Here is a 23744-nt window from a genome sequence, read left to right as displayed (position 1 = left end):
ATGTTCGATCTTCTTGGAACCACGCTTCCTTCCCGCCTGCTTCTCGGCACGGCGCAATACCCTTCGCCGGCCATCCTTGCCGATGCGGTCAAGGCGTCGGGCACGTCGGTGGTAACCGTCTCGTTGCGCCGTGAAATGGCAGGCGGCAGGGCTGGCGAACAATTCTGGTCGTTGATCCGCTCGCTGGGTGTAAAAATCCTACCCAATACCGCCAGCTGCCACTCCGTCAAGGAAGCTGTCACGACCGCGAAAATGGCGCGCGAAGTCTTCGGTACTGGCTGGATCAAGCTCGAAGTGATCGGCAATCACGACACGCTGCAGCCGGACGTGTTCGGCCTGGTCGAAGCTGCCCGTATCCTGTGTGAGGACGGTTTTACGGTATTTCCCTATACCACCGACGATCTTGTCGTCGCCGAGCGGCTGCTGGAGGCGGGCTGCAAGGTCTTGATGCCATGGTGCGCGCCGATCGGCTCCGCCCTCGGACCTGTTAACATCATGGCGCTGCGTTCGATGCGCGGACATTTTCCTGGGGTCCCGCTGATTGTGGATGCAGGGCTCGGACGTCCGTCGCACGCGGTGACTGTCATGGAACTCGGCTTTGACGCTGTGCTCCTGAACACAGCGGTCGCCAAGGCGGCCGATCCGGTCGGCATGGCGCGCGCATTCGGCAAGGCGGTCGATGCCGGCCGTGAGGCCTTTTGCTCGGGCATGATCGAGCCGCGCGACGTCGCCGTGCCATCGACGCCGACGATCGGCAGGCCGATTTTCTCATGAAGCTCGATCCCTTCTATCTGATCGTCGACAGCGCCGCCTGGATCGAACGGCTGGTGCCGCTCGGCGTCAAGCTGGTGCAGCTTCGCATCAAGACTATGGATGATCTCGGGTTGCGCGCGGAGATCCGCAAGGCAAAGGCTTTATGCGCCCAGCACCAATGCCAACTCATCGTCAACGACCATTGGCGCTTGGCGATCGAGGAAGGTTGCGACTTCGTCCACCTTGGCCAGGAGGATATGCAAACCGCCGACCGCGCGCGGATTCGGGCAGCCGGTCTAAGGCTTGGACTGAGCACACATGATGATGTCGAACTGGAAACGGCGATGGCCGCCGAGCCTGACTATATCGCGTTGGGGCCCGTCTATCCCACGATCCTGAAGAAGATGAAATGGGCGCCGCAAGGGATAGAACGGATCCGCGAGTGGAAGCGCCGGGTCGCACCGATACCCCTGGTCGCCATAGGCGGCCTCAACCCTGACCGGCTCGACGGTGTCTTCGCCTCAGGCGGCGACAGCGCGGCGGTGGTCACCGACATCACATTGAATGCCGATCCCGAAGCGCGCACGCGGGAATGGATCGAAAAGACAGACCGATGGCGCTGAGGCGAGACCCTTATGTGCTCGTCGTCGGCGGGTCGGACTCCAGCGGCGGAGCCGGAATTGCGCGCGACATCGAGACGATCTCTTCCATTGGCGTACGCACCTGCCTTGCTGTCACAGCGCTAACGGTGCAGACGCACGAAGCCGTCATGGAAATCCATCATTCGCCACCTCGCCTGGTGGCCGAGCAGATGCGTGCCGCGCTGCAGGCCAACGAAGTGGCCGCCATCAAGATCGGCATGCTCTCAACGGCTGAGATCGTTGTCGCCGTTGCCGGCGTGCTGCGCGAGAATCCGCAGGTGCCGGCAGTGCTCGACCCCGTGCTGGCCTCCACTTCAGGCCGGGCTCTGTTGAAAGCCGGCGCCATCGCCGCCATGAAACGTGATCTGATGCCGCTTTGCCGTCTCGTCACACCCAATCTCATCGAGCTAGCACTCCTTGTTGGTTCGGAACTGGCAGCGGATGAGGACGGCGCAGTGTTGCAAGGTCAGGAATTGATGGCTGCCCAAGCGCAGGCCCTGTTGATCAAGGGCGGCCACGCACCGGGACCTCGATCAACCGATATTCTGTTGCGCTCCAATCACGCCCCAATCCGCTTCGACTCGCCACGCCTTGCCGCATCGATGCGCGGGACGGGCTGCATGTTGGCCAGCGCGATTGCGGCTCATTTGGCGAAGGCGAGCCCACTCGAAGACAGCGTGCGCAAAGGCAAGCGGTTTGTTTTCGAAAAGCTGCAGAAAAATGCAGCCGAATGACACACAGTGGCTTTATCTCCATGATGATGAGCGCCGCCTTGGGCCGCGGATCCTGGCACTCGATGAAGGGTGGGCTGTACGGCTGGATGTCCGAAGGCGAGCGCGCTGACTGCGGCGTGAGTAACATTAAACTCCTCCCCGGCCCGCGACAAGTTTGAGAGCCGCGCGGCAACGTGAAAGGCATGGGTGCGTTTAACGGCAGGCAACGCCTGCTAGCGGAATGTTTCGATTATTACCCGATGCCCAGGCGGTCACATCCTGCAATTGGAACTCGCCTCTTTCTCGAACCAATGCGTAGCGGTTGACGATGTTTTCCAGCAGCTCCTGGCGACCCGACCTTGGCTGCGGCTCGATCTTCTTCTTGACGACGCGCTCGGCGATGTCCTCCAGCGTGCGCTTGCCCTCGGCCGTGCTCCAGCCGGCATAGCGCTCGGCCAGCGGGCCCGACAGCGCCTTGTCCTCGACCATGCGGGCCGCGGCCTTGAGACCGCGTGCGCAGGCATCCATGCCGCCGATATGGCCGATCAGCAGGTCCTGCGGGTCGAGCGACTGGCGGCGCAGCTTGGCGTCGAAATTGGTGCCGCCGGTCTTGAAGCCACCGGCCTGCAGGACCTGGTAGTAGGCCAGCGCCATTTCCGGCACGTTGTTGGGGAACTGGTCGGTGTCCCAGCCCGACTGGTAGTCGTTGCGGTTCATGTCGATCGAACCGAAGACGCCGAGCGCATTGGCCAGCGCCAGTTCGTGCTCGAAGGAATGGCCGGCCAGGATGGCGTGGCCCTGCTCGATGTTGAGCTTGACCTCCTTCTCCAGGCCGAAGCGCTTGAGGAAGCCATAGACGGTGGCGACGTCGTAGTCGTACTGGTGTTTCGTCGGCTCCTGCGGCTTCGGCTCGATCAGGATGGTGCCCTTGAAGCCGATCTTGTGCTTGTAGTCGACGACGAGGCTGAGGAAGCGGCCGGCCTGTTCCTGCTCGCGGGCAAGGTCGGTGTTGAGCAGCGTCTCATAGCCCTCGCGCCCGCCCAGGCTGCCGCCCAAGGGCTTAGTCTTGTTCGAAACCGTTGTGAACATCATCCACAAGGCGGCGCCGAACGCTGCCATAGCCTTCAACACGAGACCCGAGGACACCGCAGATGCCGCCGCCCGTCAACTCCCCACGAGTTGCCGCCTCCCACGCAGTTCTGTCCTCTTGTTGTCGACTGGAAGGTGATCGAATCACAGTAGTACGCCAGATGATTGAATCTCGTGCTGATAGCAATCGTGCTACAGCATGACGAAGTTTTAACCTTAGCCGGCCGAGGTGACCCTCAACCTTTCCGCTCCTGCTTGGCTCTGGCAAAGCCCCGATCCGTCGCGATAAATCGCTCAAGCATGGGCACAATCAGGCGAACAGGATCAGTGGAACCCTGACCCGCGTCGCGGCCAAGGATCTCAGCATATCTGGATAGATCGCGGTGCAGCGGCGCCGGCAGTTCCACTGTGACCTTAACCGGCTTGTCGTCTGCAATCGGACCGAGTTTCAGCTTGGCCATTTTCAGCCTCCGTAGGGTTCGAGCACGAGATCGCGCGTAACGACGACACGCACATTGACGCCCGGCCGTATCGTCAGCGTCGGTGCGATGTTGAGTTGGCGCTGGACGATCTGCTGGCCCACCTGGCTGAGGCTGTCGGAGGCGCCGCCGCGCAAGGCGCGCACGATGTCACTCTCCTGGCCGGACGAGCCGGCCTCAGCGCCAACGCTGAGGATGGTGGTGAGTGCGGCCGCCTTGAACAGGTCGGCCCAATGGTAGTCGACGCCGTCCTCAAGGCCGGCATAGCCTTGGGCGTCAGTGCCAGGCTGGCGTTCAAGAACAATGGAGCGTCCGTTGGAAAAGACCAGCCTGCTCCAGACGAGCAGCACGCGACGCTGGCCGAAGCCGACGCCGTTGTCGTATTGGCCAATGACACGCGTGCCTTGCGGGATCAGCAGCGAGCGACCCGTGGGACTGTCATAGACATTTTCGGTCACCTGGGCGGTGATCTGACCGGGCAGATCGGAACGGATACCGGTGATAAGGGCCGCCGGGATGACGGCGCCTGCCTGGAGCACATAGGGCGACGCCGGCGGCGTGACGCGATCCGGCGCCACGGTGCGCCGATCAGCGGCCGCATTCAAGAAGGCGAGCTGTCGGTCTTGCGCGGTCGACTGGCCGATCTGACCGGCAAGGTCAGGGCCGCCAAGGTTCGGCGGGGAAGTTCCTGCGGGCGGGGTTTCGGCCATCGCCGCCGTTGACTGCCCTGTCTGGAAGAAGACACGCGAGGTTCGGGCCGCCTCCTCTTCGGCCCGCCGGCGCTGTTCCGCATCATCGACCATGGGTGTCGCGATCGTTGGCGGCACGACGGGCTGTCCCTTGTTCTGCGCATCAAGCATCGGCCGGCCAAGATCGCCAGGCAGCGGCGGCCCAAGAACGGGACCGGTATAATCGCGCGGCAGCCTGGCCAGTCCGTCGGCGGGCTGCCTGTTGGACGTCGAGTACAGCTCGTCGCCATGCCTGCCGGTTTCACTCGTCTGAAGCGCGTAGACCAGCGCGCCGCCGACGCCAAGCGATGTACATAAGCCGATGCCGGCGAGCACCTTGCGCGACAGGCGCGTGACACGCGGCGGCTCGGGGCGGAGCTGCATGGGGGCGGCAGCGACTTCGTTCTCGTTCATGAGTGCTCCCCTCCCCTTTGAGGAAATGCGTTCTTTGCATTCGGCGCCGCGTTGGTGCCTGACATCCACAGACCTCTCCGCGTGGCATCGGCGCGAACGATCCTGACGGTCTGTTGCCGCTTGCCATTGCCAAGCCGCAATTCCGCTGCGCCGAAAAGCCGGTCGACGATCAGGGTGTTCTGGTAGACGCGGCTGTTAGCGATCTCGGCCTCGCCGTCCGGGCCGATGACGAAGATAGGCGGCATCTCGCCTTGCACGATTCCGCTGGAAAACTCGACATAGACCCGCCTACCGTCGTCATAGACGCTGAGGGGCCTCCAGGGGGGCGCGTCGCCGGTAAGGCCATAGCGGTAGTTGCGTGCGGTGAAGGGGGGAATCACCGGTGTCGCGGGGATCGCCCGCGCTTGTCCGGCCGGCGGCGCGGGATAGGCCCATGACACGGCGGGCATGTACGGCTTCTCGCCCGATTGCAGCTCGATCATGTAGCTGCGCCGGTCGGTGGTGATGACGAGATTGGTGTTGATGTCCGGGCGCGAAGGCTTGACCAGCACATGGACGCGCCTGGTGACGCCCGCTCCGCTTTCGGTGTCACCGATGATCCAGCGCGCGGTATCGCCCGCCGCGATCGGACCTTCGCCGGTCAGGCTTTCGCCAGGCTCAAGCGCGATGTCCGTTATCTGTCCTGGAGCGGCATAGACCTGATAGAGGGCTCCTTCACTCCAGGGATAAATCTGAATGGCATTGTAGTAGCCCTCACGACGCGGCTGGACCCGCGCCGCCGCGTTGGCGTTCTCGACGCGCGCCGCGGGCGTGCTGCCGGCGACACCGCCGCGGGCCGGGACCCACCCTGGTGGAACGTGCAGCGGCTTTGACCTTTGATCGAGCGCGGCTCCCGGAGCGGCGGGCAAAGGCGGCACGTAGGCATCATAGGAGATCTGAGGTGGTTTCTGCGGTGTGGCGCAACCGGCAAGTATGGAGCCAGATAGCAACACCACGGCAAACGCCGACCTTGTCAAAGTCGGAGTGGCGATGACACACAATGGCAGGTTCATTGGCTCATCTCCCGGGACCAGTTGATGGCGTTGACGTAGATGCCGAGCGGATTGGCGCGAAGACGTTCAGCATCGTTTGGCATCTGTGTCACGATCGTCAGGATCGCGGTCCAGCGCTCGGTGCCGGAAAGCTGACCGTTTTCGTAGTGGTGCTCGATCCAGGCGACACGAAAGGAGCCCGGTGAAGCCCTGATGACCGACGAAATATCCACCGCGACCTGCTGCTTGCCGACCCTGGAGAAAGGGTCGTTGGCGCGGGCGTAGTCGTTGAGCGCTGCGGCGCCCTGGTCGGTGGTCCAATCATAGGCGCGCAGCCAGTCCTGGCGCAGGATGATCGGATCGGCGGGGATGGAGCGCACCTGTTCGACAAAGCGGGCGAGATGCCACTCTATCTGAGGATCCGTCGGCTTATAGTCGGCGATCGCGGGCGCGGTCGCTTGAACCTGGCCCATCTTGTCGACCTGCACGACCCAGGGCACGACAGTACCGCGGCCCAATTGCCAGACCAGTGACGTGGAAAGGCCTGCCGACAAGATGAGTGACCCGAACGCCATGGCGCGCCAATTGCGTGCCTGCACGCGAGCAGAGCCGATGCGTTCATCCCAGATCTGCTCCGCCTTTTGATAGGGCGTTTCCGGTCGAGGGGTCTTGCCGTAGTGGACGGCGGGTCGCCTGAAGATATTCATTATGTCATTTGCCTTCGGAAAGAGAAATCGAAGCTCCGCCGCCATGGCTGTCGCCGGCGCGTACCGCGTGGGCGGCGGTCTGTGCGCCATGAGAGAGGCGTTGTGAGCGCTGCAAGCGTCTGGCCCATTCCGGCTGTCCGTGAGTGCCGGATGGCTTGCCCGCGCCGGACGCAGGAGCCGCGGCTGTCAACGCAGCGCTGCCGATCGTTCCCATGGTCGACGAACCGCCGGTGATTTCAGCCGCCGAACTTTCCCCGGAGGCGAAGCTGGACTTAAGCGACTGACTGGTGTTTGCGGCAGCGCGCTTGAGGGGGGAGAAGGTTGCCGCAGCGCCAGCTCGCGCAATGCCGCCCAAGCCGGAGGCGATGCCTGCCGCGCCAGCCTGGCCGGCGGCGCCAAGCGTATAAGCGGCCGAGGCGCCGCCAGCGAGTGACGTGCCGCCACGCGCGGCTGACATCGCGCCCGAGAATGCGGCTGTCCCGCCTCGCGCCGCCAGGCCGGCGGCGCCATAGCCCACAACCGCCATGCCCCCCGCGGCAAGGCCAGTGCCAACGGCCGCACCGGCGCCAAGCTGCGGTCCACCCGCGACGAGGCCGTTGGCGATGCCGGGACCGAAGATGCCGAGGCCAAGCAACGACAGCGCCGCCAGCACGATCGCCATGGCCTGGTCGATGGTGGGGTTCTCGCCGCCGAAGCCTTGGGTGAATTCGCCGAAGAGCGTCGATCCGATGCCGATGACGACGGCAAGCACCAGAATCTTGATGCCGGACGAGATGACGTTGCCAAGCACGCGCTCGGCCATGAAGGCAGTCTTGCCGAAGAGGCCGAAGGGGATCAGCACGAAGCCGGCCAGCGTCGCCAGCTTGAACTCGATCAGCGTCACAAAGAGCTGTACCGCCAGGATGAAGAAGGCGAGCAGGACGAGCGCCCAGGCAAAGAGCAGGCAAACAATCTGGAGGAAGTTTTCAAAGAAGGAGACGTAGCCCATCAAACCGGAGATCGCCTCAAGCAATGGTCGTCCCGCATCGAGACCGGTTTGCGCCACCTTGCCGGGGTGCAGCAGGTCCTGTGCCGAGAAACCGGTTCCACTCGCCTTCAGACCAAGACCGGAAAAACTCTCGAAGACGATTTGAGCGAGACCGTTCCAGTTGGATATCAGATAGGCGAAGACACCGACGAAGAGCGTCTTCTTGACGAGCCGCGCGAGGATGTCGTCATCAGCGCCCCAGCTCCAGAAGAGCGCGGCGAGCGTCACGTCGATGACGATCAGCGTGGTGGCGACGAAGGCGACCTCGCCGCCGAGCAGGCCGAAACCGCTGTCGATATAGCGGGTGAACGTGGCCAGGAATTGGTCGATGACACCGGTGCTGCCCATATCTACCGGGCCTCGTGCAGGGCAGCATCCGGCGCGTCCGGCTCGACAATCGAACGCCCCGATGGCTCTTTGAGACCAAGGAAGCGATCGCGCTGTTCAGCCCATAGCCGCGCGCATCCATCGTCACGCAGGGCAGCCTCGCCAAGGACCTGGCAGCGGCGCAGACCGTCGTGAAGCGGATTTGGCATGTAGGCTGAGGTTGCGCGCGGGCGCTGGCCCGCCGGCTTGTCCTCCTTCCGGCTCATACCGAGCGCGGCGGCCGTGACGGCGGCCGCGACAAAGATGACAGCCGCCATGCGAGCGAGCGTTTTTCCGTCCATGGCCTTCGACCTCAGCGGTTGAACATCTGGACCGAGCCGGCCTCGTAGCCCGAGCCTGGAGTGAGGAAGCGGCGCCGCTGCTCGCGTCCCTGATCGACCGCGGCAGCCCGTTCGGCCTCAGTCAGAGCCTGTGCGCGGCCGTTGGCAGCGACCACAGCGGTCAGATCCGCGAGCTGCTGGCCCTGGAGCGCGAGAAGCTGATTGCCAGCTTGCGTCGCCTGCAGCGCTCCGGTCGCCGATTGGCTGGCGCCGGCCAGCGCCGACATCTGCGCCCGGCCGGTCTCGATGTTTCCAACCACACCGGCCTGGACGCGCATGGCGTCCTGAAGGCCGCCCACCGTGTTTTGCCAGCGCGAGCGCGCGTCCGTGACGAGCTCTCGGTCGGATGCGGAGAGCGAGACGCTGGCGTATTGTTGCTGAAAGGCCTTGTCGACCTGCTGCACGTCGAAGGCGATGTTTTGTGCCTGGCCGAGAAGCTGCTGCGTGCGTTGCACCGACTGTTGCAGCTGCTGCAGCGAGGACAAAGGCAGGCTCGCCAGGTTGCGCGCCTGGTTGATCAGCATCTGGGCCTGGTTCTGAAGCGAGGTGATCTGGTTGGTGATCTGCTGCAGCGAACGCGCCGCCGTCAGAACATTCTGGGAATAGTTCGATGGATCAAACACGATCAAGGCATAGGCTGGCGCCGTCATCATCGGCGGGATCGCGACCGGCGCGGCGAGCATTGCCGCGACCAGGAGAACGGCGCGGGGGCGGTTTTGAAGAACAGTCATGGTTGGGGGTCCTTTTCAGGTTCGGGAAGGGTGAGGTTGGGAATGAGGTCGGCGGCCCAGCCGACGTCGCGGGCACGCAGCCAGGCCGCCAGGAAGCCGTGGCGGCCATGCTCGGCGATGATGCTGCCGGTCAGCGCCTGATCGCTCTTCGAGGACGCGGCGCAAAGTGCCAGCCCGACCTCGGACAGGCCGAGCTCGAAGAGACGGTTGCCCCGACGGGACTGGCAGTAGTAATCGCGCTTGGGTGTCGCTCGCGCCAGGATTTCGATCTGGCGGTCGTTCAGGCCGAAGCGGCGATAGATGGCGGTAATCTGCGGCTCAACCGCGCGCTCATTGGGCAACAACAGCCGAGTCGGACAGCTTTCGATGATCGCCGGCGCAATGGCCGAATTGTCGATATCGGCAAGTGACTGGGTGGCGAAGACGACGCTGGCGTTCTTCTTGCGCAGCGTCTTCAGCCACTCGCGCAACTGGCCGGCAAACCCCTCGTCATCGAGGGCAAGCCAGCCTTCGTCGATGATGAGCAGCGTTGGACGCCCGTCGAGCCGATCGCCGATGCGGTGGAACAGATAGGACAGGACAGCCGGCGCGGCTTGCGTGCCCACCAGTCCTTCGATCTCGAAGGCCTGCACGGATGCCTGGCCGAGGTGTTCGGCCTCGGCGTCGAGCAATCGGCCGTGAGCGCCTCCGACACAGTATGGGCGCAATGCCTGCTTCAGGTCATTGGCCTGCAAGAGCACGCTGAGCCCGGTGATGGTGCGCTCCTCGACGGGAGCCGAGGCAAGCGACGTCAGCGCCGCCCAGATATGCTCCTTTGCGTCCGGGGTGATTGGGACGCCCTCGCGCATCAGGATCGCGACGATCCAGTCAGCCGCCCAGGCGCGCTCGTATGTGTCATGAACCCGGGCGAGCGGCTGAAGCGAAACGGAGGCATCCATGCCTTCGGTGAGGTGCCCGCCGAGATCGTGCCAGTCGCCACCCATGGCAAGCACAGCGGCGCGGATAGAGCCGCCGAAATCGAAGGCGAATATCTGAGCGTTGCGGTAGCGGCAGAACTGCAGCGCCATCAGCGCGAGCAGCACCGACTTGCCGGCACCAGTGGGGCCGACGACCAGCGTATGGCCGACATCACCGACATGAAGGACCAACCGGAACGGGGTCGAGCCTTCGGTCTTGCCGTAAAGCAAGGGAGGACTGACCAGATGCTCGTCCCGTTCCGGCCCCGCCCACACGGCGGACAGCGGCATCATGTGGGCGAGATTGAGCGTTGAGATGGGCGGCTGACGGACATTGGCGTAGGTGTGCCCGGGCAAGGAACCAAGCCAGGCGTCGACGGCATTGACGGTCTCGGCAATCGCCGTGAAGTCGCGGCCCTGGATGACCTTCTCGACAAGCCGCAATTTCTCATCTGCGACGCGCGGGTCGCAATCCCAGATGGCGACGGTCGCGGTGACATAGGCCATGCCCGCCGTGTCGGCGCCGAGCTCCTGCAACGCAGTGTCGGCGTCGGCCGCCTTGTTGGCGGCGTCGGTGTCGAGGAGGGCTGAGGCTTCGTTGGTCATCACCTCCTTGAGGATCGAGGCGATGCTCTTGCGCTTGGCAAACCACTGCCGCCTTATCCTGGTCAACAGGCGGACAGCGTCGACCTTGTCGAGCAGGATGGCGCGGGTCGACCAGCGGTAGGGGAAGGCCAGCCTGTTGAGGTCATCGAGCAGGCCGGGCGTCGTGGCGGTCGGGAAGCCGACAATCGAGAGCACGCGAAGATGCTTGTCGCCAAGCCGCGGCTCGAGCCCGCCGGCGAGCGGCTCGTCGGCCAGCAGCGCGTCGAGATAGATCGGCGTCTCGGGGACGCGCACCTTATGGCGTTTGGTCGAGATCGTCGAATGCAGGTAGGTGAGCGTTTCGCCGTCATCGAGCCAATGGCATTCCGGCATGAAACCATCGAGCAGAGACAGCACGCGCTCTGTCCGGTCGACAAAGGCGCGCACGATCTCGCCCGGATCGGCGTCCGACTGGTCGCGCCCCTCATAGAGCCACCCCTCGGCGCGCGTGGCGTCTTCGGGCGGCGGCAGGAACAGGAATGTGAGAAAATAGCTCGATACGAAATGGACACCCGCCTCTTCGAAGTCGGCTTTGCGCTCGGCATCGAGCAGCGCGGAGGCGGCGTTGGGAAACTGGCTTTCGGGATAAGAAGCCGCTTCATGCCGCTGCGCTTCGACGAAGATGCTCCAGCCCGAGCCGAGGCGGCGAAAAGCATTGTTGATGCGCGATGCCACCGCAACAAGTTCCGCCGCGACGGCGGAGTCGAGATCGGGCCCGCGAAACCGCGCGCTACGCTGAAAACTTCCGTCCTTGTTGAGCACGACGCCCGGCGCCACGAGAGCGGCCCAAGGCAGATAGTCGGCAAGGCGAGCTGCGGTCCGGCGGTATTCGGCAAGGCTCATCATAGCGGCGCCCTCAAACCGAAAAATGTCCGGGCAGCCGCAAGTGCCTGCGTCCGACCTCGAAAAACAGCGGATCGCGCCTGGCGGCCCATACCGCCGTGAAATGTCCGATTGCCCAGATGAGGAGACCGACCAGCCACAGCCGCAGCCCAAGACCGACCGCGCCCGCTAGCGTGCCATTCAGGATCGCGATTGCGCGCGGCGCGCCGCCGAGCAGGATCTGCTCGGTCAGCGCCCGGTGGACGGGCACCGTCCAGCCTGGCACCGCGTCGAGTTGTTCGAGAGCGGCTGTCATCAGATCAACGCTCCGCCGCCGAATGAGAAGAACGACAGGAAGAAACTCGACGCCGCAAAAGCGATCGAAAGGCCAAACACGATCTGGATGAGCCGCCTGAAGCCGCCCGAACTGTCACCGAAGGCCAGCGTCAGGCCGGTGACGATGATGATGATGACGGCCATGATCTTGGAAACCGGTCCCTCGACAGACTGCAGGATCTTTTCGAGTGGCTGTTCCCATGGCATCGAGGAGCCTGACGCATAGGCGCTCGACGCGACCAGGAGATTGACGGCAAGGGCGGTGGCGCCCGCGGCCAGGTTGCGGTGGCAGCGTGCAAGGAGGCGGATCATGGGGTTTCTCCTGGGTTGATCGGTGTGGCTTCAGCAATGCGATAATCACCGTCAGGGCCGAGACCCTCGACCCGGACGAGTTCGCTAAGCCGTCGCGCGGTGCCACGTCCCGACAGGACGGCGACAAGGCCGATCGTGTCGGCGATCAGCGCACGCGGGACAGTGACGACGGCTTCCTGGATAAGCTGCTCCAGGCGGCGCAGGGCGCCGATGCCGGAGCCCGCATGAAGGGTGCCGATGCCGCCGGGGTGCCCGGTTCCCCATGCCTTTAGGAGGTCGAGGGCCTCGGAGCCACGCACCTCGCCGACGGGAATGCGATCGGGCCGCAGGCGCAGTGACGAGCGAACCAGGTCGGCCAGCGTGGCGACGCCATCCTTGGTGCGCATGGCGACAAGGTTGGGCGCGGCGCACTGCAGTTCGCTTGTGTCCTCGATCACGACGACCCGATCCATCCCTTTCGCCACTTCGGCGAGCAGCGCGTTGGTGAGGGTGGTCTTGCCAGTCGATGTGCCGCCGGCGACAAGGATGTTCGCGCGACTGGCAACCGCGGCGCGCAATATCGCGGCCTGACCGGCGGACATTATGCCCGCCGCGACATAGTCATCGAGCGTGAACACGGCCACCGCAGGCTTGCGGATCGCGAAAGCGGGTGCTGCGACGACGGGCGGCAACAGGCCCTCGAAACGCTCGCCGGTTTGCGGCAACTCGGCCGAGACGCGCGGGGAACGGGAATGGACTTCGGCGCCGACATGATGGGCGACCAGGCGCACTATCCGCTCACCAGCGGCAGGCGCCAGCATTTCCCCCGTATCAGCCAAACCTTCCGAGAGCCGGTCCACCCAGATGCGGCCATCCGGGTTCAACATTATTTCAACGATCGCGGGATCGTCGAGAAACCGGGCGATAGCGGGTCCGAGCGCGGTGCGCAGCATGCGCGAGCTGCGCGCGCGTCCTTCGGTATCGTTGTGCGCTATAGCCATCCTGTCCCCGTTTGAGCCGGGAACGCGTCAAACGACGCCCGGTCGGAGACGATCAAAAGAGCCCTGAAGCGGCCCGATTCAACAGGTTTCAGCCGTCATCGTAGCGTAGCGTGCAATTACCGGCCAACGGCGGTGCCGGCGCCATGATATAAACTTTCGCAATTATATGTACATGTTTATTGACACAAGACTCCTGCTGGGTCTATGAGAGAACCACCGATGGCCTGCCCCTGCAGGCGATCGTTCTTTCCACGGCGCGGAGGGTGTCATGAGGTCCGGTCCGGAGGGCGCGATTTCTCGGCGCAAAACCGCCCTCCTCAGGCACGCCGAAACGATACCGACGCCGTCGCCGCCCGCCTCGATGAAGAGGAGTGGCACCCCGTGAGCCTGCTCGAGATCTGGCTGGGCATTCTGCAAGGGCTGGGTATCACCGCAGAGGTCACGGCCTATGGCCTGGTCTTTGCGGTCCCCTTCGCGCTCGTCTTCGGCGTCGCGCAGTTTCTGGCCACCGGCATGACGCGCTTTGTGGTTACCGCCGTGATCGAATTCTGGCGCAGCTCAGCGGTCGTCATCCTGCTTTTCTTCTTTTATTACGTGCTGCCGGTGATGGGGGTCACTCTGTCGGCGCTGACCGTCAGTTCATTGGTGCTCGGTCTGAACGCTGGCGGCTATGCCAGCCAGGCGGTTCGCGCCGGGCTACAGTCCCTGCCCCCCGGCCAGCGCGAGGCGGGCATGGCGCTCGGCCTCTCGCGCCCGGCGATCCTGCTCCTGATCGAACTGCCGCAGGCGCTGGTCGCGATGAGCCCGACCTTCGTCAACAACCTTATCCAACTCGTCAAGGCAACCTCCCTCGTCTCGCTGGTCACGCTGACGGACATGACCTTCCGCGCCAAGGAAATTGCGCAGACCGACTACGACCCCGTCGCGATCTATTCGGCGCTGCTGCTGGCCTTCTTCGTCGTCTGTTATCCGATCGCGCTTGCCGGCCGCTGGCTTGAGGCGCGGGTCAATCCCGAAAGAGGAACGTCGCGTGGGATTTAACCTCGATTTCGCCCTATCGACCGTCCCGACGATCATCGGGGCGATCGGAACGACCCTCATCGCAACGGTCTTGAGTTGCGTCGGCGCCTCAGTGCTTGGCTTCACTTTCGAAATGATCCGCCGCGGCGGCGGTGCGACTGGCCTCGCCGTCCGCTTCCTGATCGACTTCATCCGCTCGACGCCGGTTCTGGCCTGGCTCTATTTCCTGTATTTCGTCCTGCCCTTCTACGGGATCCGGCTTGGCGCCATGACGGTCGGCATACTGGGGCTGAGCCTGTACTACAGCGGCTATCTGGCGGAGGTGTTCAAAGCGGGCATCGACGCGATCCCGAGAGGCCAGCAGGAAGCAGCCAGAGCCTTGTCGCTCACCCGCCGCGACACGGTCGTTTTCGTCATCGCGCCGCAGATGTTGCGCAACGTCGCCGCACCGTTGGGCAACTATCTTGTTTCGATCCTCAAGGCGACGCCCTATCTGGCGATCCTGGCCGTGCCCGAAATGCTCGGACGCGCCTTTGATATTGCTTCCGAGACCTATCGATACGCAGAGCCGCTGACCGTTGCCGGCATTCTGTTTCTCGCCTTGGCCTTGCTCACCTCTTATGGCGTGAAGCGCATCGAGCAGCGCCTGCTTGCAGCTGGACGCCGCTGATGCTCACTCAAGCCCCACATCCAGTCCCGGCCGTTCAATCCATTCCTCATGTCCGGATCGAAGGCCTCAACAAGTGGTTCGGCGCCCTGCACGTCTTGAAAAACATAGATCTATCCGTAGGAGCGGGCGCGCGCATCGTGGTGTGCGGACCGTCCGGCTCCGGCAAGTCGACCTTGATCCGCTGCATCAACGGTCTCGAGCCTTTCCAGAAGGGAACGATTCAGTTCGAAGCGGCAACTCTGGACAAAGATGGCCGCGATACCTCGAAAGCGCGCCGGCAGACTGGCATGGTGTTTCAGAGCTTCAACCTGTTCCCGCACCTCACCGTGCTCGCCAACTGCACGCTGGCGCTGCGCCGGGTTCTCCTGAAACCGGCACGGGAGGCCGAAGAGATCGCCATGCGGCATCTGACAGCGGTGCACATCCCCGAAAAGGCGCAGGCCTACCCGGCCCAGCTCTCGGGCGGTCAACAACAAAGGGTGGCGATCGCGCGCGCGCTTTGCCTCAATCCCCGCATCATGCTGTTCGACGAACCCACCTCGGCGCTCGACCCGGAAATGATCAAGGAAGTCCTCGACGTCATGATCGCGCTCGCCGGAAGCGGCGTGACCATGGTCTGCGTGACCCACGAGATGGGTTTCGCACGCGAAGTCGCCGATGAGATCGTTTTCATGGACGAAGGCCGCATTGTCGAGCATGCCTCGTCCAGAGACTTTTTCTCTCGAGCCGCTCACCCACGCGCGCGGCTGTTCCTGGATACCATCCTGAGCAATTGAGAGGAGATGCGTGTGGACCCTGCGTGACGGCAATCGGCGCGCAAGCGCGCCACATGCGGTAATCGCCGAGCAGGTCACCAATCCGGTGCGAAGGCGTAGCCAGCCGAGCGGACCGTCCGGATCACATCGCTCCCCACGGAGGCCCTAAGCCTTTTGCGCAGCCTGGCGATATGGACGTCGACGCCCCGCACGTCGGTTGCGGCTGCATGTTCAGGCCATGCGGTCGCGACCAGTTCCTCGCGGCTGAAGACCTTGCCAGGCTGCGCCAAAAGGCTGCGCAAAAGCTTGAACTCGATCGGTGGCATGACGATTTCTTTTTGCCTGAAGAATGTCCGGTGAGTCTGCCGCTCCAGCCGGAATTCGCCCTGCACCAACTCACCCGAATCCGTTTCGCGCGATAGCTTCGCGAGGCCCGCTTTGCCATGCAGCCAGGCCAGAAGCTGTTCGGGGGCGAACGGCCGCGAAAATATCTCGTCTACGCCAGCCTTGATCAGGTCGAGATGCAGCTTGCCCGAACGCGGAGCAACCAGGCTCACGACCGGCGTCCCTTTGGTTGCGGCGGCAGACTTCAGCCAGGCGCACTGTTTGACCACCGCACGGTCGCCGGGATGGCAGTCCATGACCACGGCAAGCGGGGCTGCCGCCTCGATTGCGCGTGCGATTTCCCGGTCTCCCGAAATCAGTCGAATCTCGAACCCCGCTACCGAAAGTATGTGCCCGAAAACCAGGAAAAAATCCGGGTCCTTCGAGGAGATCAGGACCAGCGGCTTCATGAGTCCATCAACCGGGTTCGACACATCATAAGGCTGACTAGCGCGCAAATGGGCGCGATGACAATATCCCTGGGTTTCTTTGAATCCTTTCAACCTTTCTGGGTCGTGCCGCAGCCAAGTTTCGGGTGCTTATGGATAAAGCGGGAATGCATCGAGTGTCGACGGCAGCTTTGCACCTCATGCCGGTCTAGAGTCAGCCGTTGCCTCTGCCCGAAAGCAGACAACACATTGCTTTCTGCGTGTGGCATCTTTGCGCCAAAAGCGGTCATTGATGTTGGGCGGACGAGCTCGTAACCGATTGAAGCAACCGAAGTCAGCTATTTGCACGAGTAAGGGCAGTGACTCCGGAGGCCTTGGGCGCTCGTCCGCGGATCGCCGTAATCATCGAACGGGCTATCGCGGTAGCTTTCACTGCGGAACGACAACTGACGTTCGGCGTCATCAGAAAAAGGCGGACTCTGGCACGGTTCTGGTCTATGCCGACGCTGGTTGCCGGTCCGCCGGCTTTTGCAACTGGTCCATGAATGAAGCGCCAGCCCACGACGTCGAGCCTGTTACGCCGACTCAATCGTTCGGCCGTGGTGGATTTGATCCGCACCGAAGGAGTGGCATCACCTTCGAGCCTCGCCCAGCGACTGAACATCAGCATCCCGACGGTGATGCGGGTGATCGAGGATCTGATTGTCGAGGATCTGGTGGCGTATGACGGGTTTGACGAGGCCAATGTCCGGGGCCGTCCCCGGGCACGCATCAAGTTCCGCGGCGCGGCGCACGCCATCATCGGCATCGAGGCTGGCAAGGGCGAATTCTATGGCGCCGTAGCCAATCTCGAGGGCGTCGTGCAGACCGAAATGCACGAGACCGCCGACGATGATGGCGAGCGCAATTTCGAGAAGCTGGTCGGCTTGATCCGCCGGCTGATGGCGGCCCCCCGTCCGCGCGGCCAGACCATTCGCGGCATCGGCATTGGCCTGCCCTCGATCGTCAGGCAGCCGGAGGGCGAAGTGGTGCTGACACTCGGGCTCGGCTGGCGCGACATGCCGTTGCGGGCGCGGCTCAGCGAGCGTTTTCAGATGCCCATCGTCGTCGAAAACGGGCGCAACCTCGCCGCCGTGGGCGAATGGGGATTCGGGGCCGGGCGTGGCGCGGACAGCGTCGTGAGCCTCTCGATCGGGCCCGGCGCCGGCGCGGGCGTCGTGATCGACGGCAAGCTCTATGGCGGGCACTCGCATGCGGCGGGCGAGCTCGGCTGGTATCTCGATGACCCCCTCCTCACCGGGCGGCCGTTCGAACATCTGGGCGACAAGCAATCGCTGCGCTTTTTCGGCATCCCCGAACAGGCGACGAAAATGCTCGAAGAGGCCAACACCCAGTATGCGGCGGGAAAGCTCACCATGGCGGCCGTTACCGACCGGCAGGCGGACAAAATCGCGCCGGTTGTCATCGAGTTGCTCGACTATGCGACGATGGCGGTGGGCTGTGTTGCTGCCCTCATGAACCCGGAAATCATCGTGCTGGCGGGCCGGGTCGTCGGCGGCGGTGATCTGGTGCTCGATGTGCTGCGGCACCGCCTCATGGGCAATGTGTATGACCCTCCGCGCCTCGTGATGGGCGCCTTAGGCCACCGCGATATCGTCCTGGGCGCGGTGCGTCTGGTGCTCGATGCGACGACCCTCAACCCTGCCGACAGCCTCGTGATGGGCGAATAAAGATCAATCGAGCGCAATTGACAGCGACTGTATGTCGGCATTAAGTTTCTGACTGAAAGAAAAACCGCGTCCTGCGTCGTGTGGGAGCGTATCTTTCGTGGGAGGACTTCAATGACGAAGATTTTTAATCCGCTTGGGCGGATGATGCAGCGTCGTGACTTCTTGAAAGTTGCGGGTGCGAGCGTTGCGGTAGCGGCCCTGCCGGCGACAGTTCGCGGTGCCGAGCCCGTTAAGGTGGTGCTGTGGTCGTGGGTGCCGGATCTCCAGCTTCAGGTCGACATGTTCAACGCCGCGCATCCGGGCATCCGTGTCGAACTCGTGAATGCCGGTCAGGGGAAACCTGAATATCAGGCGGTCCGTGCGGGCCTGCAGGCGGGCAGCGGCCTGCCCGACGTCGTCCAAATCGAATACCAACTCCTCGAGACCTTCCGCCAGGTCGACGCCTTCGCCGATATCGGCCCGTACGCCAATGCCCATAAGGGCGAGTTCCCCGAAGGCCTATGGACGCAGGTCGCCAAGAGCGATGTGGTCAACGGCATGCCGCAGGATTACGGTCCGATGGCGATGCTCTATCACAAGGACATCTTCGACAAGCATGGGATCACGCCGCCCATCACCTGGGCCGAGTTTGCCGATGCGGGCAAGAAGATTCATGCGGCCGATCCGAATGTGTTCATCACCGACGCGCCGTTCGGAGCCAATGCCGACTGGGTCTTGGGTCTGTTGTGGCCGATGGGCTGGAAGCCGGTCAGCCGCGATGGCGACAAGCTCGCGATCAACATCAACGACAAGATTGCCAAGGACTTCGCCGCCTATTGGCAGGACCTTATTACCGCAGGTATCGTCGAGACCAAGCCGGGCTTCAACAATGAGTGGTACACGGGCCTCGACTCGGGCCGCTATGCGACCTGGCTCGCTGCGGGCTGGGGCCCGCTATTCCTGACCTCGGTCGCCAAGACCAGCGTGGGCAAGTGGCGTGCCGCCGATCTGCCGCAGTGGGACGCGAGCAAGTTCGCGACTGGCGCTTGGGGTGGCTCAGCGCTGGCCGTGATGAAGACGACCCAGCATCTGCCCGAGGCAGCCGAAGTCGCGATCTGGCTGAACACCAATCCCGAAGCCACAAAGCTCTACACCACCAAGCAAAACTTCTTCCCCTGTACCAACGCGCTGCTGTCGAGCCCGCAATGGGCGGGCGACAAGCCGGATTTCTTCGGCGGCCAGGAGGTGAACAAAGTGTTCGCCAAATCGGCGAGTGCCGTGGCGCCGTTTGAGTGGAGCCCGTTCCAGGACTTCCTCTACCAGTCGATGTCCGATGAATTCGGCGCCTCCCTCGGCGGCAAGGGCACGCTGTCGGATGCGTTCGACCGCATTCAGGACGCCGTGGTCGCCTACGCGAAGGAACAAGGCTTCACCGTTGTCTGAGTCCTCCCGGGCAACGGCCGGGCGCGCTTGACCGGCGCGCCCGATCTCTTCATCTTGCCGGACGGGGGACCATGGCAATGTCGAATTCGCCAGCCGCCGCGACGCGCCCAGCGCGATGGGGCGGTTTTACGTCACGAAAGCTCGCGCCCTATCTGTTTTTGGCGCCCTTCGTGCTGCTGTTTATCGCCTTCATCGTCGCGCCGCTGGTCTATGCGTTCTACATGAGCCTCTACCGCGACACGCTGGTGGGCGGACGGCATTTCGCGGGTGCGGCCAGCTACATCAAGGTCGCGGGCGACGCCAAATTCTGGGGCGGCGTGTGGAACCTTGTTCTGTTCGGCATCGTGCAGGTGCCGATCATGCTGGGCCTGGCGCTGTTGTTCGCCATCGTGCTCGATCGTGGCCAGGTCTATGCCAAAGGCGTCTTCCGGCTCGGCTTCTTCCTCCCCTACGCTGTGCCGAGCGTGATCTCGACGATCATCTGGGGTTATCTCTACGGCCCCAACTTCGGCCCGTTCACGCAGATAGCCAAGGCGTTCAACCTGCCGCCGCCGGACTTCCTGTCGCCGGGCGCGATGATCTTCTCATTGGCCAATATCGTGACGTGGGAATATGTCGGCTACAATATGGTGATCTACTACGCCGCGCTGATGGCGATCCCGTCGGACCTTGCCGAGGCCGCGCGGATGGATGGCGCCTCGCCCTGGCAATTTGCGCGGCTGATCCAGCTGCCGTTGCTGTGGCCGGCGATCCTGCTCACCATCATCTTTTCGATCAACGGCACACTGCAGCTGTTCAATGAGCCATATTTGATGCGCGCGCTCGCCGGTAACACCATCAATTCGAGCTACACGCCGAACCTCTATGCCTATTCGCTGGCGACTCAGAACCAGCAGTATGGCTATGCGGCCGCCGTTTCGTTCGTGCTTGGCATCGTGATCGCCGGTGCCTCATACATCTTCACCCTGATCACCAACCGGCGTCGGCCGGAGCAATGATGACTGCGACCACCGACATCCCCACTTTCGAAGCTGCCAGGCGCCGGCCCGGCGAACGGCGGCGCTCGCGGATCATTCTCACGCTGCTGCTGTCACTGTTCCTCGTCTACAGCTTTGTGCCACTGGTCTATCTGGTCCTATCGGCAACGAAGACGAATGGCGACCTGTTCACCACGTTCGGTTTCGGCTTCGGCACCAATTTCAACCTCTGGCAGAATCTGAGCGATCTGCTGGCGCGCGACAACGGCATCTTCATGCGCTGGATGTTCAACAGCGTGCTCTATTCAACCGCCGCCGGGCTCGGTGCCGCGATCTTTGCTACTGCGGCAGGCTATGCGTTCGCCAAGTTCAAATTCGTCGGCCGCAAGCTGCTGTTTGCACTGGTCTTGGGCGCTGTGATGATCCCGCAGACGGCCCTCGTCGTGCCTATCTTCCTGCTGCTGGCGCTTTCGGGCCTCAGCGACAATCCGCTGGGCGTGATCCTGCCCTCGATGATCTCCCCGATCGGCGTCTATCTGATGCGCGTCTATATCGACCAGGGCGTCGATGACGAACTGCTCGACGCAGCGCGGCTCGATGGCGCCGGCGAGTTCGTGATCTTCCGCGCCATCGTGCTGCGGCTGGTGGCGCCGGGCATGGTGACCGTGGCGCTGCTCTCGTTCGTCGGAACCTGGAACAATTACTTCCTGCCGCTCATCGTGCTGCGCTCGCAGGCGTATCAGCCGATCACGGTGGGCCTTGCGACCTGGTATCAGCTCGCGCAGCAGGGCGGTGGCGGCGGACAGGTGCTGTTCTCGATCATCATCACCGGCGCGCTGGTCAGCATCATCCCGGTCATCGTGGTGTTCCTGCTGCTGCAGCGGTTCTGGCAGGGCGGCCTCACCGCCGGCGCCATCAAATAGACTATCGCCTGGAGTTTTCCGACTATGACGACTGCCTCGAAATCCGCGCCGCTCTCTGTCTGGCGGCCGATAGCGACCGACACTTTCCTCGTCGGTACCCCGCATTACCCGGAGCATGTCGATGAGAGCTATTGGCAGCGCGACGCCGACCGCATGGCAGCCGCGGGCTTCAACACGGTGCGACTTGCGGAATTTGCCTGGCATATTATCGAGCCGCATGAGGGGACGTTCGACTTCGATTTGTTCGACCGCGCCATAGATGGGCTGGGCAAGGCTGGCATCAAAACCATCATGTGCACGCCGACGGCGACTCCGCCGCGCTGGCTGACGGTGCGTTATCCCGAAGTGTTGCGCGTCGATGCCAATGGCCGCGCCATGAGCCATGGCTCGCGCCAGCACGCCAATCTTGCGAGCGGAGTGTTCCGCGAGCATTCGAAGCGCATCACCAAAGCGATGGCCCAGCATTATCGCGGCAATTCGCACATCATCGGCTGGCAAACGGACAATGAGTTCAATACCTCTGGATCGCTGTCCTACGGTCCGGTGACTCTGGCCGAGTTCCAGGCCTTCCTCAAGGACAAGTACAAGACCATCGCCGCGCTCAACGATGCGTGGGGCGGGCATTTCTGGGCCACCGCCTACGACGATTTCGATCAAGTGGTGCTGCCGCTCGACTACGCCCCTGCGCCGGTCGGGCCGACCCATGTGGTCGACTATCACCGCTTCCTCGCCTTCGCCACGGCGCGGTTCCAGCACGATCAGGTGCTGATCCTGCGCGCCACCAATCCAGACTGGTTCGTCTTCCACAATCTGGGGCGGATCGACGACATCGACTTCCGCGGCGAGTTCTCGACTGATCTCGATTTTCTCGGCTTCGACATCTACCCGCATCTCGATGACGAGATGCAGCGGGTCGGAAGCGTCGGCGAGGCGCAGGCGCTGCGTCTCGATCTCTGCCGCGGCTTCACCGGCAATTTCATCGTGCCCGAGCAGCAATCGGGCTTCGGTGCGCAGCCGAACTTCTCGACGCTGACGCCCGAACCTGGCGAGATGCGCCGCATGGCCTATACGTCAGTGGCGCGCGGCGCCGATGGCGTGATGTTCTTCCGTTGGCGGCCGGCGCATTTCGGCGCCGAGATCTATTGGATGGGCATCATCGATCATGACGACATCCCGCGGCGGCGCTATGACGAGGCCAAGCAGTTTGCGGGTGAGGTCACGGCGCTCAAGGACAAGATCCTCGGCACGCATGTGCGCATGGATTTGGGCATCGCCGGATCGGATTTCGACAATCAGGAGATGCACCGCTCCTGCCCCATCGGCATGCCGAGCCCGCAGGACGACGCGACGCTGCTGCACCGCTATTGCTACCGCCACAACATCGCCTGCGGCTTCATCCATCCCGAAGATGATCTCAGCAAGCTCAAGGCGCTCTACGTGCCGCATTGGCTGAAATGGACCGATGCGTGGACGACGCGGATCGAGGCTTTCGCCAAGGCGGGTGGAACGGTAATCCTGGGCGGCCGCACCGGATCACGCGACGTTAACAACCACGTCATCCGCGACACCTCGCCGGGCAAGAGGCTCTCGGCGTTGGCCGGGATCACGGTCGAGGAGTTCGGGTTGCTGACGCCGATCGGCGGCGAAGGGATGTTCGAGCATGGCGGCCGCTTCGGCGCCAACACGGTGCGCAAGAAGCTGCCAGCGACGTCGGCAAGCCGCCAATACGAGATCAAGATCGGGAATGCGCAGGTGACGGCGGCGCATCTTTATGAGCTGCTTAACGTCGCGCCCGGCACGGAGGTTATCGGCAACTGGGCCAGCCGCTTCGCCGAGGGCCAAGCCGCCATGACTTCGCGCAAAGTCGGCAAGGGCAATGTGATTTACCTCGGCACGTACCTCAGCGACGCTCTGGTCGAGGTGCTGGCCGATCAGGTGCTGGCGCCCGCCGATATCGTGCCGCTCATCGCCGACATGCCGGCCGGGGTCGAGGCGACCATCCGCCAGAGCAAGGACCGCCGCCTGCTGTTCATCCTCAATACGATGGGCGAGCCGGCAAGCATCGGCAATGTACCCGCGGGCAAGGATTTACTCGACGATGGCAAGGTACGCGGCGGTAAGCTGTCGCTCCCGGCCTATGGCTGCAGCATCATCGAACTCGACTAGGGATGTTGTCGCGAGGCTTCGGGAAACGCTCAATATCTTCTGTCTCAGTGATCTCAGATTGGGCAGCAATCTCCACTCTAAGGACCCGTGTCCGCGTCGGGCTAAATCTAGGACCTCCGCACGAAGTCTCACATGTGCGCTTGCGTGCTGGGGTACCCTAGCAGCGGACGGTCTGCTGTCGTGAAGAGTTTCGGGCGCCGGCAGGCGTACGAAAGTCCCCGAGGAAGGAACCCGCGG

23 protein-coding genes and 1 pseudogene are annotated in these 23744 nt (G+C 63.3%); 11 read left to right on the top strand and 13 right to left on the bottom strand.

Features of this window, described 5'->3' with window-relative positions:
* Genes QQK95_RS04960 through QQK95_RS04950 form a run of 3 tightly spaced genes read left to right on the top strand, consistent with a single transcriptional unit; the run spans position 1 to position 2128 of the window.
* Entirely contained in the window at positions 1-774 is a 774-nt protein-coding gene (locus tag QQK95_RS04960) for a thiazole synthase (protein WP_284269585.1), read from the top strand.
* Positions 771-1376: a thiamine phosphate synthase gene (locus QQK95_RS04955; RefSeq protein ID WP_284269583.1), complete on the top strand. Its 606-nt coding sequence runs from the start codon at positions 771-773 to the stop codon at positions 1374-1376. The genes QQK95_RS04960 and QQK95_RS04955 overlap by 4 nt, the downstream gene beginning before the upstream one ends.
* Entirely contained in the window at positions 1367-2128 is a 762-nt protein-coding gene (locus tag QQK95_RS04950; protein WP_284269582.1) for a hydroxymethylpyrimidine/phosphomethylpyrimidine kinase, read from the top strand. Before QQK95_RS04955 ends, QQK95_RS04950 begins: the two co-directional genes overlap by 10 nt.
* Before the next feature lie 294 nt (positions 2129-2422).
* Here the strand turns inward: QQK95_RS04950 and QQK95_RS04945 are convergent.
* The 12 genes and pseudogenes from QQK95_RS04945 to trbB form a co-directional block, all read right to left on the bottom strand.
* Positions 2423-3148 (bottom strand): annotated as a pseudogene (locus QQK95_RS04945) (xylose isomerase); the annotation flags it as partial.
* Between the two features lie 284 nt (positions 3149-3432).
* Entirely contained in the window at positions 3433-3657 is a 225-nt protein-coding gene (locus QQK95_RS04940) for a DUF2274 domain-containing protein (RefSeq protein ID WP_284269581.1), read from the bottom strand.
* Positions 3658-3659: 2 nt separating this feature from the next.
* Positions 3660-4817: a TraB/TrbI/VirB10 family type IV secretion system protein gene (locus QQK95_RS04935; RefSeq protein WP_284269580.1), complete on the bottom strand. Its 1158-nt coding sequence runs from the start codon at positions 4815-4817 to the stop codon at positions 3660-3662.
* A complete protein-coding gene (trbG, locus tag QQK95_RS04930; protein ID WP_284269579.1) occupies positions 4814-5869 on the bottom strand; it encodes a P-type conjugative transfer protein TrbG in 1056 nt (351 codons plus the stop codon). Before trbG ends, QQK95_RS04935 begins: the two co-directional genes overlap by 4 nt.
* The gene (gene trbF / locus QQK95_RS04925) at positions 5866-6555 is read right to left on the bottom strand and encodes a conjugal transfer protein TrbF (protein WP_284270533.1); all 690 of its coding nucleotides are present in this window, start codon (positions 6553-6555) and stop codon (positions 5866-5868) included. Before trbF ends, trbG begins: the two co-directional genes overlap by 4 nt.
* Positions 6556-6559: 4 nt before the next feature.
* The gene (gene trbL / locus QQK95_RS04920) at positions 6560-7930 is read right to left on the bottom strand and encodes a P-type conjugative transfer protein TrbL (RefSeq protein ID WP_284269576.1); all 1371 of its coding nucleotides are present in this window, start codon (positions 7928-7930) and stop codon (positions 6560-6562) included.
* 2 nt (positions 7931-7932) lie between these two features.
* Complete coding sequence (gene trbK-alt, locus QQK95_RS04915) at positions 7933-8250, bottom strand: putative entry exclusion protein TrbK-alt (protein ID WP_284269574.1); 318 nt, start codon at positions 8248-8250, stop codon at positions 7933-7935.
* An 11-nt stretch (positions 8251-8261) separates the two neighbouring features.
* On the bottom strand, positions 8262-9020 hold the full coding sequence (trbJ, locus tag QQK95_RS04910) for a P-type conjugative transfer protein TrbJ (protein ID WP_284269572.1): 759 nt from the start codon (positions 9018-9020) through the stop codon (positions 8262-8264).
* Positions 9017-11467 carry a conjugal transfer protein TrbE gene (trbE, locus tag QQK95_RS04905; RefSeq protein WP_284269570.1) on the bottom strand — a complete coding sequence of 817 codons (2451 nt, stop codon included), beginning with the start codon at positions 11465-11467 and terminating at the stop codon, positions 9017-9019. Before trbE ends, trbJ begins: the two co-directional genes overlap by 4 nt.
* Positions 11468-11477: 10 nt before the next feature.
* Positions 11478-11759, bottom strand: a complete 282-nt coding sequence (locus QQK95_RS04900; RefSeq protein WP_284269568.1) for a VirB3 family type IV secretion system protein — start codon at positions 11757-11759, stop codon at positions 11478-11480.
* Positions 11759-12091 (bottom strand): TrbC/VirB2 family type IV secretion system protein, encoded by a 333-nt coding sequence (locus QQK95_RS04895; RefSeq protein WP_284269566.1) that lies wholly within the window; start codon positions 12089-12091, stop codon positions 11759-11761. The genes QQK95_RS04900 and QQK95_RS04895 overlap by 1 nt, the downstream gene beginning before the upstream one ends.
* Positions 12088-13071: a P-type conjugative transfer ATPase TrbB gene (trbB, locus tag QQK95_RS04890; protein ID WP_284269565.1), complete on the bottom strand. Its 984-nt coding sequence runs from the start codon at positions 13069-13071 to the stop codon at positions 12088-12090. The genes QQK95_RS04895 and trbB overlap by 4 nt, the downstream gene beginning before the upstream one ends.
* Before the next feature lie 381 nt (positions 13072-13452).
* On the opposite strand from trbB, the gene QQK95_RS04885 reads away from it, so the two are divergent.
* From QQK95_RS04885 to QQK95_RS04875, 3 genes are read left to right on the top strand one after another with little or no spacing between them, the layout of a single operon-like run.
* The gene (locus QQK95_RS04885; protein WP_284269563.1) at positions 13453-14112 is read left to right on the top strand and encodes an amino acid ABC transporter permease; all 660 of its coding nucleotides are present in this window, start codon (positions 13453-13455) and stop codon (positions 14110-14112) included.
* Entirely contained in the window at positions 14102-14761 is a 660-nt protein-coding gene (ehuD, locus tag QQK95_RS04880) for an ectoine/hydroxyectoine ABC transporter permease subunit EhuD (RefSeq protein WP_284269561.1), read from the top strand. The genes QQK95_RS04885 and ehuD overlap by 11 nt, the downstream gene beginning before the upstream one ends.
* Complete coding sequence (locus QQK95_RS04875; protein ID WP_284269559.1) at positions 14761-15537, top strand: amino acid ABC transporter ATP-binding protein; 777 nt, start codon at positions 14761-14763, stop codon at positions 15535-15537. The genes ehuD and QQK95_RS04875 overlap by 1 nt, the downstream gene beginning before the upstream one ends.
* Before the next feature lie 74 nt (positions 15538-15611).
* Here QQK95_RS04875 and QQK95_RS04870 read toward each other — a convergent pair whose 3' ends face one another.
* Positions 15612-16310, bottom strand: a complete 699-nt coding sequence (locus QQK95_RS04870) for a response regulator transcription factor (RefSeq protein ID WP_284269557.1) — start codon at positions 16308-16310, stop codon at positions 15612-15614.
* Between the two features lie 524 nt (positions 16311-16834).
* Between QQK95_RS04870 and QQK95_RS04865 the strand changes: the two genes are divergently transcribed.
* The 5 genes from QQK95_RS04865 to QQK95_RS04845 all read left to right on the top strand — a co-directional run bounded on the left by QQK95_RS04865 (position 16835) and on the right by QQK95_RS04845 (position 23507).
* Positions 16835-18019 (top strand): ROK family transcriptional regulator, encoded by a 1185-nt coding sequence (locus tag QQK95_RS04865; RefSeq protein WP_284269555.1) that lies wholly within the window; start codon positions 16835-16837, stop codon positions 18017-18019.
* A 111-nt stretch (positions 18020-18130) separates the two neighbouring features.
* A complete protein-coding gene (locus QQK95_RS04860) occupies positions 18131-19441 on the top strand; it encodes an ABC transporter substrate-binding protein (protein ID WP_284269553.1) in 1311 nt (436 codons plus the stop codon).
* 77 nt (positions 19442-19518) lie between these two features.
* Positions 19519-20439: a carbohydrate ABC transporter permease gene (locus QQK95_RS04855; protein ID WP_284269551.1), complete on the top strand. Its 921-nt coding sequence runs from the start codon at positions 19519-19521 to the stop codon at positions 20437-20439.
* Positions 20439-21341, top strand: coding sequence for a carbohydrate ABC transporter permease (locus QQK95_RS04850; RefSeq protein ID WP_284269549.1), 903 nt, complete (start codon positions 20439-20441; stop codon positions 21339-21341). Before QQK95_RS04855 ends, QQK95_RS04850 begins: the two co-directional genes overlap by 1 nt.
* A 24-nt stretch (positions 21342-21365) precedes the next feature.
* A complete protein-coding gene (locus QQK95_RS04845) occupies positions 21366-23507 on the top strand; it encodes a beta-galactosidase (protein ID WP_284269547.1) in 2142 nt (713 codons plus the stop codon).
* Positions 23508-23744: the final 237 nt, after the last annotated feature.

The organism is Mesorhizobium huakuii (assembly GCF_030160235.1).
Classification (GTDB): Bacteria; Pseudomonadota; Alphaproteobacteria; order Rhizobiales; family Rhizobiaceae; genus Mesorhizobium; species Mesorhizobium huakuii.
The sequence above is the reverse complement of the archived record's forward strand: the minus strand, read 5'-3'. Positions and strand labels throughout refer to the sequence as shown.